Origin of the sequence: Streptomyces mesophilus, assembly GCF_011044995.1 — a bacterium.
In the GTDB taxonomy this organism is placed as follows: Bacteria; Actinomycetota; Actinomycetes; order Streptomycetales; family Streptomycetaceae; genus Streptomyces; species Streptomyces mesophilus.
In genome coordinates this window covers 25,962-39,946 of the sequence record NZ_JAAKZW010000046.1, presented here as the reverse complement: position 1 = coordinate 39,946, position 13,985 = coordinate 25,962, and the positions used below count along the sequence as shown (strand labels likewise).

6 protein-coding genes are annotated in these 13,985 nt (G+C 70.2%); 2 read left to right on the top strand and 4 right to left on the bottom strand.

The window, feature by feature from the left end; all coding sequences use genetic code 11:
* Positions 1–2,076: helix-turn-helix transcriptional regulator (locus G6045_RS14310; protein WP_165332313.1), on the top strand; the 2,076-nt coding region annotated here is incomplete at its 5' end.
* Between the two features lie 54 nt (positions 2,077–2,130).
* Here G6045_RS14310 and G6045_RS14305 read toward each other — a convergent pair.
* From G6045_RS14305 to G6045_RS14295, 3 genes are all read right to left on the bottom strand, one after another.
* Positions 2,131–4,041 carry a S8 family peptidase gene (locus tag G6045_RS14305; RefSeq protein WP_206343722.1) on the bottom strand — a complete coding sequence of 637 codons (1,911 nt, stop codon included), beginning with the start codon at positions 4,039–4,041 and terminating at the stop codon, positions 2,131–2,133.
* A gap of 118 nt (positions 4,042–4,159) precedes the next feature.
* Positions 4,160–6,115, bottom strand: a complete 1,956-nt coding sequence (locus G6045_RS14300) for a hypothetical protein (RefSeq protein WP_165332312.1) — start codon at positions 6,113–6,115, stop codon at positions 4,160–4,162.
* A gap of 182 nt (positions 6,116–6,297) precedes the next feature.
* Positions 6,298–8,340 (bottom strand): glycosyl hydrolase family 28-related protein, encoded by a 2,043-nt coding sequence (locus G6045_RS14295; protein ID WP_165332311.1) that lies wholly within the window; start codon positions 8,338–8,340, stop codon positions 6,298–6,300.
* Positions 8,341–8,657: 317 nt separating this feature from the next.
* Between G6045_RS14295 and G6045_RS14290 the strand changes: the two genes are divergently transcribed.
* Positions 8,658–12,995, top strand: coding sequence for a discoidin domain-containing protein (locus G6045_RS14290; RefSeq protein ID WP_206343721.1), 4,338 nt, complete (start codon positions 8,658–8,660; stop codon positions 12,993–12,995).
* A 63-nt stretch (positions 12,996–13,058) separates the two neighbouring features.
* Here G6045_RS14290 and G6045_RS14285 read toward each other — a convergent pair whose 3' ends face one another.
* Positions 13,059–13,955, bottom strand: coding sequence for an RNA polymerase sigma factor SigF (locus G6045_RS14285; protein WP_165332310.1), 897 nt, complete (start codon positions 13,953–13,955; stop codon positions 13,059–13,061).
* Positions 13,956–13,985 lie beyond the last annotated feature (30 nt).

Sequence of the window (13,985 nt, the reverse complement as noted above, 5' to 3'; positions counted from 1 at the left end):
GCCCCGGACGGCGCCCCGCCCCGCCTCACTCAGCTCACCCTGGACCGGTGCTCCGGCCTGGACCCGGACGCCCAGGCGATGGTCCACGCCGCCGCCGTGCTCGGGGAGCCCGCCGACGAAAAGGTGCTGGCCGCTGTGGCGGGACTGCCCGCCGCACGCGCCCAGAACGCCCTGCTCGCTGCCCTGGCCAGGCGCCTGCTCACGGAGACACCGCAGGCCGCCTACCACTGCCATCCGCCGCTCGCCGCACGGGCAGTGCTCGACCAGCTGCCCGGTCCGGTCCGCCGCAGGCTGCACGGACGCGCCGCCGAAGCGCTGGCCCGCCTGCCCCGGCCTGTCCCGCTGGACCGGGTCGCCCGCCACCATCGGGCCGCCGGCAGTACCAAGGCATGGCTGCGCACCGCGGAAGCCGCCGCCGACCGGGCCGTACAACAACGCACTCCCGACCCGCAGTCGGCGGCCGAGCTGCTGCAGGAAGCCCTGGCGACCGACGGGCTGCCGGGAGCCACCGAGGTTCGTCTCGCCCGCAAGCTCGCCCAGGTCGCGGGCCATCTGTCCGGACTCGACGACACCACCCACGCGCTCCTCGAACGCCTCATCAACAGCGAGCAGTTGCCCCTCGGCGTCCGTGGAGAACTGCGGCGCGACCTGGCGCTCCTGATCGTCAACCAGGGTGCGAGCCCGCAGCAGGGACTCGCCGAAATGGCGCACGCCGTCGATGAGTTGAGCGGCCGCCCGGAGCCGGCGGTACGCGCCATGGTCGCCCTGGCCATGCCGTTCCTCACCGGGGTCGCGGTGGCGGAGAACGAACGCTGGCTGGAGCGGGCGCAGACCGCCGCCGACCGTTCGGGCGATCCCGCGCTGCGGCTGGTCGTGCTCGCCGGGCGCGTCTCCCTCACCGCCGAGGTCGGCGACCGGGGCGTATGGGCGCTGGCCCGGGAACTGGCCGCCGCGCACGCGCTCGGCGGCGTCACCCGGATCGAGGTGCTGCGCGGCCTGTGCAACGCCGCCGACGGTGTCGCGTGGCTCGGCCACTACGACCACGCCGACCGTTTCATCCGTCATGCCCTGCAGCTCGCGTCCCGTGTGGGCGCCGAGTTCAACGCGGACCTCACCAAGGGCACCGCCCTGCGCATCGACTGGGGCCGGGGCAACTGGTCCGACCTGGAGAACCGGGCCACGGGGCTGGCCGCCCGCAACCCGCTCTCACCCGCCCGCCCCGAGGCGCACCTGGTGGCCGGGCAGCTCGCCCTGGCCCGCGGCGACTGGAGCGCCGCCCACCAGCAGTTGCGCGCCGCGGGCCTGAGCGCCCCCGACAACGGAGCGGCGCCCGTGATCACCGCGGCCGGGGGAGTGCTGCTGCGGGGCCTGCTCGACCGCGGCGAGTCGGCCCAGGCGCGCCGTACAGGGGAAGCGGCCTGGCGGCGGCTGCGCACCAAGGGCGTGTGGGTGTGGGGCGCGGAGCTTGTTCCGTCGTACGTCGAGCTGCTGACCCGTGACGGTGAACAGGCCGGTGCCGAGCGCGCGATCGCCCGGTTCGCCGAGGGCATCGAGGACCGGGACGCGCCGCTGGCCGCCGCCGCGCTGCAGCTGTGCCGGGCGCTGCTCGACCAGTCCGCGGGCCGTACCGGACAGGCACGCACCGGTTTCGCACAGGCCGCCGAGCAGTACGCGGCCATCCCACAGCCCTACGACGCGGCACTGGCCCTGGAGCGGGCCGGCCGCTGCGCACTCGACGCCCACCAGACCCCCGATCAACTGGTGGCCGCCGAGCGGCAGTTCGACGCCCTGGGTGCGGCCGGCGACGCCGCGCGCTGCGGCGCGGCACTGCGGCGCCATGGCCTGGCCGGCCCGCCGGCGCCGCGCCGGGGACGGCCCGCGTACGGTACGCAACTCTCGCCCAGGGAACGGGAGGTGGCCCTGCTCGCCTCGGAGGGCCGCACCAACGCCGAGATCGCGGCCGAGCTGGTGCTGTCCCCGCGCACCGTCGAGCAGCACATCGCCAAGGCCCTGCGGAAGCTGTCGCTGACCTCCCGTACCGAACTGCCCGCCGCCCTCACCGCACGGACACGGTGAGGGCGGCGGGCTCCCGCGAGGAGGGCTCGGTTCAGCTGCGGGACGCGGGACCGGTCAGAGAGTGATGCTCCAGCCGTTCAGCCAGCCGACGTCGTTCGCATAGGCGTCGGTGACCTTGAGCTGCCAGGTGCCGGCCGCGAGCGAGGACACTCCGGAGACGGTGTACGTGCCGCCCGGGAACCAGGTGCAGGACCCGTACGAGGCCTGCTTGATCCGGTACTGGTTGCCGTTCGGCGCCACCAGGGTCAGCGCCAGGTCCTCGGCGCACGGGTGCGAGATGTCCACGGTCACCGAGACCGGGTTGAGGGCGTTTCCGCCCGCGCTGGAGGTCAGCGCCGAGGAGACCGTGCCCGCGTCCGGGATCATCCGGAAGTCGCGCACGGAGAACGTACGGCCCGGGCCCGGATCCTCGCCGTTGACGGTGAGGGTGTACGTCACCGAGTGGGAGGCCTCGGTACCGGTGCCCTTGACGGTCACCGGGTAGCTGCCCGCCGGGGTGCTCGCGCCGGTGGCGATGGTCAGCTTCGCGGAGTTGCCCGCCGTGACCGTGGCCGGGTCGAAAGTGGCCGTGGCACCGGAGGGGAGCCCGGAGGCCGTGAGGTCGATGCTCTGGGCATCGCCCTTGGTCACCTTGGTGGACAGGGTGGTGGTGGCGGACTGGCCGGGGTCGACCGCGCCTGCCGTCGGATCGGCGGCCAGGGAGAAGTCGTCCTCGACGGGCGGTTCACCGCCGTTGATGAATCCCGTGTACAGCAGGCCGGTGGGCGAACCCGAACCAGGGTTGGTGATCTTGTTGCCGGCGTTGTTCACGAGCGCGGTGCGCACCTGTTGCGGTGTGGCGGACGGGTTGGCGTCCAGATACAGAGCTGCGGCACCTGCGACATGCGGGGAGGCCATCGAGGTGCCTGTCATGGTGGCGGAGCCGGTGTCGCTGGAGTGGCCCGCCGAGGTGATGCTGCGACCGGGCGCCCAGATGTCCAGGCAGGAGCCGTAGTTGCTCGGGCCGGGGCTGCCGGTCCAGCGGGCGTCCTGGTCGTTGCTGTTGCCGACCGTGATCGCCTCAGGAGTACGGGCCGGGGTGAAACCGCAGGCGTCAGCGCCGCTGTTGCCGGCCGCAAGGGCGTAGGTGAAACCGGCGGCGATGGAGTTCTTGACCGCGTTCTCCACCGCGGACTGCGTGCCGTCGCCGCCGAGGCTCATGTTGACCACACCCGGCTTGGCGCCGTTCTGGGTCACCCAGTCGATGCCCTTGACGATGACGTCCCAGGCACCGCTGCCCTGGCAGTCGAGGACTCGGACGGGGACGAGCTTCACTTTCTTCGCCACGCCGTACTTCGTGCCGCCGACCGTGCCCGCGACATGCGTGCCGTGACCGTTGCAGTCGGAGGCGTTGCTGTCGTTGTCGATGAAGTCGGGGCCGGAGGTGATCCGGCCGCTGAAGTCCTGGTGGCTCAGGCGAGTACCGCTGTCCAGGACATACGCCGTGGCACCCTCACCGCCCCGGTCGGGATAGGTGTACTTCTGGTTCAGTGGCAGATCCGCCTGGTCCACGCGGTCCAGGCCCCAGGACGGCGGGCTGGGCTGTTCCCCCACGGCGTGCGCGTAGCCCACCGGCTCGACGTAGGCCACGCTCGGGTCGCCGGCAAGGCGCTTCGCCCGCTGCTCGTTCATGGTCACCGAGAAGCCGTTGAGGGCCGCGGTGTACGTGTACTTGACCTTGCCGTCGTACTTCTTCGCCAGCCCCTGCGCCTGCGCGGGCACCCCGCCCGACTGGCGGGCGGCGCTGTCCTTCAGGACCACGAAGTAGCGGTCCTGCACCACGTTCGCGGCGCCCTGGTTGCGTATCGAGCCTTCTTCGGCCGGCGCGGACGCCAGGGCCGGGGCCTGGGTGGCGAGAAGACCGGCCGCGAGTGCCATGGTGGCCACGGCAGCCGCTCTTCGCCGGATCGATCCTGTCATGCTCATGGGGACTCCTCTCCGAGTGGCTCCACCCTCGGAGTCCCCTGTGGACCCGGGCAATCCGGGTCCGCATTGAGTAGGGGTACGCAATCAGCGCGCCGGATACCCGTACTTGAGCTGTGTCCTACGTACCGATGGGGTCGAGCCCTGAGCCGTCGGACAGCCGCGCGCGCACCTTGACGCGCGCGTCGGGGGAGGAGATCTTGCGCGCGAGCGCCCGGCCTTGGACGGCGGCCTCCACGGCGCCGGTGACCTTGAGGGAGACGACCTCTCTGCTGCCCGCGGCGAGGAGATAGCGCCCGCCGGAAGGTGCGACCCATTGCGTGCTGGCCAGGACGTGCTGTCCGAACCGGCTGCAAGCGGCCGTCGCATCGGCCCGCCCGACCAGCGGAGCGGAGTCCGTGCCCTGCGCCTTGAACTGCAGCAGTACGTGGCCGGGCCCGCGCCACGTGGTCGCCCGGGTGCAGGACCACACCGCCCGCCCGCCGCGGTCCGGCAGTTCCTGCTCGGCGAAGTCCCAGACGTTGACCGCTCGTACGCCGTCGTCACGGAACTCGCCCAGCCGGCATGCGGTACGGGTCCAGCTGGTCAGCGCGTTCGTGCTGGTGGCCTCGCGCGGTTGGCGGGCAGGGGCGCCCTGCCCGGGCAGCGGGGTGTAGCTGAGATGGGCGGGGGTGAGTCCGCCGAGATCGGTGACGAGGAAGGCGTGCTTCTCGACGATCAGGTCGGACGAGCGCAGTTGGAGAACGGGCCAGGCGTCGCAGGGGCCCTTGGCGGAGGGGCTCGCCACAGGCTCGGTGATGCCGTCCTTGCCGAAGTCCAGCGGCCGGGCCGGAGCGTCGGGGCGCAACAGGTCACGGTGGGCCGCCTCGACGATCCACGGCGCCAGGAGATAGCGCGTACCCGCGCGGCCGCGGTCGAGGACGACCGCTGCCGCCGTGGTCACATCGGCGTCGTCTGCGCGGGCGAAGTCGAGCGCGGGCTCGGCGCCGCTGCTTTCCGTGTAGCGCACCAGCCGCTGCCCGTCGTGGAACACGGCCACCGTGCGCTCGCGCACCGCACCGGCGAACAGCAACTGCGGTTCACTGGAAGGTGGTTGGGATGTAGCCCCCACGCTCTTGGTGACGCGGACCGTCTTCGGCGGTGCGGCCCACGTGGCGAGGGCCCGGGTGAGCAGTTGCGTGTCGTCGGTCCGGTCGCCGCGCGGCGGCCAGGCGCTGAAGTCGACACGTGAGGTGTCGGCCCACAGTTCGCCCGGCACGCGCACCAGTTGATCGGGGCCGACGGCTCCGGCGGGCAGCGCGATGGTGGGCTGCTCCCCGTCGTCACCGCCGAGCGAAGCCGCCAGTACGACGAGGACCGCCACGGCCGCCGTGACGGCCCACAGGAGTGCGAAGCGCCGCCGGCGTCGGAGCAGGTCGGTGGGCCGCGTCTGTACCGAGCAGGCATCGAACTCCTGTGAGCGCAGGAGCGTTTCGGCCGTGGGGCCCGCTGTGGCGTCGAGGCGGTGCGAGGCCCGCAGGGCTCGGTGCGGTTCCTGTACGCCCGCGGCTCCAAGGAGCTCGTTGACCTTGCTGTCGGACAGCCGCTCCAGGTGCCGCAGCACGAAGGCGGCCCGCGTGGCGGCGGGGACGTGCGCCAGCGTATTGCCGAGCGCGAGTTCCTCGGCGCCGCCTGCTCGCGGAAACAGGCGCAGGCCCCACACCGCCGGAAGCCGGTTCAGCATGGTGCGTGGTGGAGGCAGACGTTTGGGCCATCCACGGGGGCGGCGCTCGCAGTTCAGTGCCGCACGCAGTACTCGCTCACGCAGATGGTCGGCGATGTGTTCGCCGCCGGCAGTGCGTTGCGCAGGTACGACCTCCGCGCGGCGAGCACCGCGCATACCGCCGGTGCGCGGGAGCGCGCGCTGCACGATCCCGTGGGCGAGCAGGACGCGGCGGTGCCGGGTCAGGGTGGCGGGCAGCGTCAGGTAAGCGAGGCTCACCAGGCGGGTGTACTGATCGACCAGGTGGGCTTCCGCCTGGACGACCGGGGGCGTACCACGGCGGCCGACGAGGGTGCGGCGGGGGGAGTTGGACACGGAACCTGTACGCCTTCCGAGGCTTGTCACATGACACTTCCTTCACTCCGCCAAACGAGTGAACGGGCATGTGGTTACAGCCAGGGTGAATGCGTCAAGTCCACGCCCCGCCGACGAAGCGGCACCAGTACTCCCGCCGAGGCGCGGAGGTACCGGTGCCGCTGGTCAGGGACTTGGCCGGATCACCAAGGCGCCGGCGCCGGCGGTATCACCACCGGCGGACGGTCGTCGCAGGTGATGGTGTTGGGCAGCATCCAGGGCGCGAGCCAGGACCCGGCCGCCGTACCTCCGTCGTTGCCGCCGCGGTCGGTGAGGGAGAACTCCGAACCGGTCGGCGGGAAGTTGAAGGCGCCGCAGTTGTTGACGCCGACCGCGCCGACGTTGCGGGCGTCCACGTTCTCGAAGGTCGCCGACCCTTTGACCCGGGCGCTGAGCACCGAGGTGCCGGTGCCGTCGATCCGCAGATCCTTGAAGTGGACCACCGGGATGGCGTACTTGTCCTTCACGCTCCACTCGCTCACCAGCATGATCGCGTTGTAGGTGGAGTCGAGATAGTGGTCGCCGGTGACGCGGATGTCCGCGTCGACGTCGCGGTCGAGGGCGTAGAGCCAGATCGCGCCGAGACCGATCTTCCAGTTGAGTTCGTACGTGCCGGCCCGGGCGGTCGTGTTGTTCGTGAACGACAGCTTCCCGGCGAAGGGTTCGGCACCGAAACGGGATCCGGCGTGCAGAGCGCTGCCCTCGCGGACGGGGTCGGCGACCAGGTTGTGGGACACGGTGGTGTCCGTACCGCCGTAGATGGCGATGCCGTTGGCGAGGACGGGCGACTGCACGGTGTTGTGGTGGAAGGTGTTGCGGGCGTTCGCCGTCTTCTCGGCCCACATGGCGAGGCCGTCGTCACCGGTGTTGCGGACGAAGGTGTGGGAGACGCTGGAGTCGGTCACGCCGGTGTGGAAGTTGAGCGCGTCGGCGATCTGGTCGACGACGATGCTGTCGCTCACGCGCAGGTTGTCCATGGGTCCGTCGAACCACAGGCCGACCTTGGTGTGCCGGATGTGCAGTCCGCGGATGGTGGAGTCGCTCATCGCGCCGCCGACGCCGTTGACCTGGTCGGTGTCGATCCGCTCGCGTACGTCGCCCTCGAGGGCGAACCCGGACAGGTGGACGCCCCGGCTGCCGCCGTCGGCGGCGCTGCGGCCGTAGAAGCCGACGCCGGTGTGGAGCGACCCGTCAGGTGCGGGCTTGTCGAGCTTCACCTGCTTGCCCTTGAAGACGGTCCACCAGTTGCCGGCGCCCTCGATCGTGACGTCGTCCACGATGATGTGCCGGTTCACCTGATACGTACCCGGCGGCACGTACACGGGCAGATCGAGGCGCTTGGCCTGGGCTATCGCCCGGTCCAGGGCGGGCGCGGAGTCCCGCCGGCCGGTGGGATCGGCGCCGTGGAGCAGGGCGTTGACCGCCTTGAGCCGTACGTGCGGTGCGCCGACCACCTCGGAGTCGAGCAGGTCGATCACCGTCCAGTCCGCCAAGCTGTCGGCGGGGACGGTGAGCCGGACCTTGTCGCCGGCCCGGTAGGTCTTGGGCAGCCGCATCCGCTGCTCGTCGTAGAAGTGCATCGGCCGGAACGGCTTCTTGATCTCCGGCGCGGGCGTGGTGGCACTGGGCACGCAGGAGCACTCGGTGATCCACCAGTCGGGGTGCAGGAGATCGGCGCCGGGGTCGTTGGTGAACGGGTACTGGTTGTAGAGCCAGGAGTACTCCGAGGTCAGGGTCATGGTGCGGGGTGACGTGCCGTTGACTGTGACGTCGAGGGGCGCCTTGATGCCTCCGCCGCCGGGTGCGTCGGGAATGCTGTAGCGGACCGTGATCGCGTTGGCCGCCTTGGGGAGGGTGAACTCGACGTACTCGCCGCGCGCGAGCTTCACGGCGCTGCGGCCCGAGGCCTCGGCGGGCAGCGTGTACGCCGTGCGGTCCGGGCCGATCCGCTCGCCGTCGGTGACGGCGTTCTCCGCCTCCTGCTCCTGGAAACGGACGTCCGCGCCGCGGCCGCTGGTGAGAGCGGGGTCAAGTCCCGCGCGGGTCACGGGAGTCGGGTCGGCGGCGGTGGGCGGTTCGGCCGCGGATGAGGCGGCCGTGAGGCCCGAGGTGGCCAGGACCAGGACGGTGAGGACGCTCACTGCCCCGGGTCTTCCTCTACGGGTACGGCGGATGGTCAGCGGCATCGGAGCGACTCGTTTCTCTGCGGCGGCCGCGGTGTGGCTGAGCTCGACGAAGCATCAGGTACCGGGCGCAAGACGCTGGGCGAAGGTGAGGCTAGGGCGGGCGACCGCGACCCACAAGAGGTCTGGTCGCAGAATGTCGCATCCCTGACGATCAGTTGCGGCGATGCATAAGGTTTTTGCGTCCGTCTGACGGGGTCTCGCAGTGCCGGGAAGCTGAAGTTCCGTCCGGGCTGTGGTCAAGACGACAGTTCTCTGCAACTCTCCTGCAAAGCGAGGGCAATTGGGCATCAGGAGAGAGCAAAGGAGCTACGGGACCCATGAGTCGCATCAGACCCGCATCAGCCGCACCACCAGGACGCGAGAGAGCGTGGCGCTCCCCGCGTACATGGCGGACCCTCGCCGCAGCTCTCGTCGCCACCTTGCTCCTGCTGTGCCTGCCCGGCCTCAGCGCCGTGGCCGCCGGCGGACCCGACCTCGCCGCGGGCAAGCCCGCCACCGCCAGCAGCGCGAACGGCGGATTCGGCCCGGGCCAGGTCACGGACGGCAACTCCGGCTCGTACTGGGAAAGTTCGGGCAGCGCCTTCCCGCAGTGGGTACAGGTCGACCTCGGCCGAGCCGCCCGGGTCGACCAGGTGGTCCTGAAGCTGCCGCCGTCCTGGGAGGCCCGCAGTCAGACCCTGACCGTGCAGGGGAGCCAGGACGGCACCGGGTTCAGCACCCTCGCCGCCTCCGCCGCGCGCTCCTTCGCCCCCGGTAGCGGCAATACGGTGACCATCGACTTCCCGGCCGCGCAGACCCGGTTCGTACGGGTGCAGATCACCGCGAACACCGGCTGGCCCGCGGCCCAGTTGTCCGAGCTGCAGGTGTTCGCCGCCGAGGAGACCTCGGCCAACCTGGCCCTCGGCAAGACCCTCAAGGCCAGCAGCCACACCGAGACGTATGTCGCGGCGAACGCCAACGACGGCAACCGTGCCAGCTACTGGGAGAGCGAGAACAACAAGCTGCCCCAGTGGATCCAGGCCGACCTCGGCGCCTCGGTCCGCGTCAACGAGGTGGTCCTGCGCGTCCCCGTGACCTGGGGCGCACGCAATCAGACCCTGAAGATCCAGGGCAGCGAGAACGGCACGGACTTCACCGATCTGAGCGCGGCCAAGGCGTACGCCTTCTCGACGGCCACCGGGCACACGGCGACGCTCACCTTCGACACCGCCACCACCCGCTACGTCCGCGTCCTTGTCTCCGCCAACGACAGCCAGCCCGCCGGCCAGTTGTCCGAGCTGGAGATCTACGGCCCGGCGGGCGGCGACACCCAGGCGCCCACCGCGCCCGCGAACCTCGCCTACACCGAGCCCGCCGCCGGCCAGATCAAGCTCACCTGGGACGCGGCCACCGACAACACCGGCGTGAGCGCCTACGACGTGTACGCCAACGGCGAGCTGCGCACCACGGTCGCGGGCAACGTGCGGACCTACACCGACACACAGCCGGCGAACGCCACTGTCACGTATTACGTGCGCGCCCGCGACGCGGCGGGCAACACTTCGCCGAACAGCAACTCCGTGACCCGCAAGGCAGATTCGGGGGACACCCAGGCCCCCACCGCCCCATCGAATCTCGCCTACACCCAGCCCGCGGCCGGTCAGATCAAGCTGACCTGGGGCGCGTCCACGGACAACGTGAAGGTCACCGCGTACGACGTGTACGCGGACGGCGCACTGCTCAAGACGCTCGGCGGTGACGTGACCACCTACACCGATCCGCGGTCCGCCGGCGAGACCGTCTCGTACGCGGTGCGAGCCCGCGACGCCGCCGGAAACGTCTCCGCCCTCAGCAACACGGTGACGCGACCCGGCACCCTCGAAGGCTCCAACCTGGCCGTGGGCAAGCCGATCAGCGCCTCCTCCGTGATCCATTCGTTCGTCGCCGCGAACGCCAACGACGGCCAGACCTCCACGTACTGGGAGGGCGCGGCCGGCAGCTACCCGAACACGCTGACCGTGAAGCTCGGCGCCAACGCCGACATCGACGCGGTCGTCGTCAAGCTCAACCCGGACGCCGCCTGGAGCGCGCGCACCCAGAAGGTGGAGGTACTCGGCCGCGAGCAGAAGGCCACGAGCTTCACCTCGCTTGCGGGGGAGAAGGAGTACTCCTTCAGCCCGTCCGGCAACCAGAACACCGTGACGATCCCGGTCTCGGCACGCGTCGCCGACGTACGGCTCCAGTTCACCGCCAACAGCGGGTCGAGCGCCGGCCAGGCCGCCGAGTTCGAGGTCATCGGCACCCCCGCACCCAACCCCGACCTCGAGGTCACCAAGCTCACGCACGCGCCGGACGCGCCGGTGGAGACCGACCAGCTGACGCTGACCGCCACGGTGCACAACCGGGGCGCGGAGGCATCCGGCGCGAGCGAGGTGACCTTCAAGCTGGGCGGCGAGACGGTCGGCACGAAGCCGGTCGCCGCGCTCGCCGCGGGCGCCTCGGCCACCGTGAGCACCACCGTCGATCCGCAGGACGCGGGCTCGTACCCGCTGAGCGCCGTCGTCGACGAGAACAACGCCGTCATCGAGGAGAACGAGGCCAACAACACCTACACGGCACCAAGTCCCCTGGTGGTCAAGCCGGTTCAGTCCTCGGACCTGGTGGCGTCGCCGGTGAGCTGGTCGCCTTCCGCTCCCTCCGCGGGCAAGGAGGTCGCTTTCAGCGTCGCGATCAAGAACCAGGGCAGCCAGGCGTCCGCGTCCGGCGACCACGCCATCACGCTGACCGTGCAGAACGCCCAGGGCGACACCGTCAAAACCCTGACCAAGCCGTACTCGGGCACCATCGGCGCGGGTGACACCACCGCGCCGGTCGCACTCGGCACCTGGACGGCCGCGAACGGCAAATACACCGTCAAGACGGTGATCGCCGCCGACACCAACGAACTGCCGGTCAAGCGCGAGAACAACACCAGCACCAAGTCGCTGTACGTCGGCCGCGGCGCCGACATGCCGTACGACACCTACGAAGCGGAGGACGGCGTCGTCGGCGGCGGCGCGCAGGTCGTCGGCCCCAACCGCACCATCGGCGACCTGGCCGGCGAGGCCTCCGGACGCAAGGCCGTCACCCTCGACGCCACCGGTGCGTCCGTGGAGTTCACCGCCAAGCAGGACACCAACACGCTGGTCACCCGCTTCTCCATCCCGGACGCGGCGGGCGGCGGCGGGACCAACGCGACCCTGAACGTGTACGTCGACGGCGTCTTCCGCAAGGCGCTCGACCTCACCTCCAAGTACGCCTGGCTGTACGGGGCCGAAGGCTCACCCGGCAACTCCCCGAGCGCGGGACCGGCCCGGCACATCTACGACGAGGCGCATCTCCTGCTCGGCGAGACGGTGAAGGCCGGCAGCAAGATCAGGCTGCAGAAGGACGGCGCCAACACCTCCAAGTACGCCATCGACTTCATCGACCTGGAGCAGGTGGCACCCCAGGCCAACCCCGACCCGGCGACCTTCGCCGTACCGGCCGGCTTCTCCCACCAGGACGTGCAGAACGCCCTGGACAAGGTCCGCATGGACACCACCAACACGCTCAAGGGCGTCTACCTGCCGCCCGGCGACTACGAGACCGGCAGCAAGTTCCAGGTCTACGGCAAGACGGTCAAGGTCGTCGGCGCCGGGCCCTGGTACACCCGCTTCCACGCCCCCAAGTCCCAGGAGAACACCGACATCGGCTTCCGCGCCGACGCGACTGCCAACGGCTCGTCGTTCAGCGGATTCGCCTACTTCGGCAACTACACGACCCGGATCGACGGTCCGGGCAAGGTGTTCGACTTCCAGAACGTCGCCGACATCACCATCGACAACATCTGGAACGAGCACATGGTGTGCCTGTACTGGGGCGCCAACACGGACCGTATGACCATCAAGAACTCGCGGATCCGCAACATGTTCGCCGACGGCGTCAACATGACCAACGGCAGCACGGACAACCTCGTCTCCAACAACGACGCCCGGGCCACCGGCGACGACAGCTTCGCGCTGTTCTCGGCGATCGACGCCGGCGGCGCGGACATGAAGAACAACGTCTACGAGAACCTGACCACGACCCTGACCTGGCGTGCGGCCGGCATCGCCGTATACGGCGGCTACAACAACACCTTCCGCAACATCCGTATCGCCGACACCCTGGTCTACTCCGGCATCACGGTCAGCTCCCTGGACTTCGGCTACCCGATGAACGGCTTCGGGACCGAGCCCACGACGCTGGAGAACATCTCGATCGAACGGGCGGGCGGCCACTTCTGGAACGGCCAGACCTTCCCCGGCATCTGGCTGTTCTCCGCCTCGAAGGTCTTCCAGGGCATCCGCATCAACAACGTGGACATCACCGACCCCACGTACAGCGGAATCATGTTCCAGACCAACTACGTGGGAGGACAGCCGCAGAACCCCATGAAGGACACCATCCTGCGGGACATCACCATCACAGGAGCCCGTAAGAGCGGCGACGCCTACGACCACAAGTCGGGCTTCGGCCTGTGGGCCAACGAGATGCCGGAAGCCGGTCAGGGACCGGCCGTCGGTGAAGTCACCTTCCACAACCTGAAGATGAGCGACAACGCCGAGAACATCCGCAACACCACGTCCACCTTCAAGATCAACATCCTGCCCTGATCGGCCCCCCGATCAGCACGCGGCCCCGGTCGTCCGCTCCATGGACGGCCGGGGCCACTGGCGTCAGCGCGGCGCGGTGAGCTTGGTGCGCAGCCCCTGCAGCGTGCGGGCGAGGATGCGGGAGACGTGCATCTGCGAGATACCGAACTCCCTGCCGATGGCGCTCTGCGTCATATCGGTGCCATACCGCAGGGCCAGGATCCTGCGGTCGCGGTCGGGCAGGGCCGCGAGGAGCGGCTTGAGGGCGTGCAGGTCGTCGACCTTCTCCAGAGCCCGGTCCTCGAAGCCGATGTGGTCGGCGAGGCTGTCCTCGGGGCTCTCCGTGTCGTTCGGGTAGTCGAGCGAGGACGCGGTATAGCCGTTGGCGGCGACCAAGCCCTCGATCACGTCGCTCTCCTCGAGGCCCAGTTCCGCGGCGAGTTCGGCGACGGTGGGTCGGCGACCGTTGCTCTGCTCGAGCCGGGCGGTGGCCTTGTTGAGCTCGAGGCGCAGTTCCTGCAGGCGCCGCGGGACGTGCACGGCCCAGGTGGTGTCGCGGAAGTAGCGCTTGATCTCGCCGATGATGGTGGGCATCGCCAGCGTCGGGAACTCCACACCGCGCTGCGGTTCGAACCGGTTGATCGCCTTGATCAGTCCGATGGTGCCGACCTGGACGACATCCTCGTACGTCTCACCGCGCACCCCCATGCGACCCACGGCGAAGCGCACCAGGGCGAGGTTCAACTCCACCAACGTGTTGCGCACGTAGGAGTGTTGAGGAGTTCCCTCCTCCAGTGTGTCGAGGCGGGCGAACAGCACCTTGGACAGGGCCCGGGCATCGGCGGCGGTCACGCTCGCGGGATCGGGCAACGGAGGCAGGCCCTCCAGGCCGGGCAGGGCAGTCGCGCTCCCCTGCCCACCGGTATGTCGTTCCGCACGCGTGATCGTGCCGACGGGATTGCTGCCGGTCGTGGACGCCATGGTCGCTCCCGAAGTCAAAGGGGCGCCCTC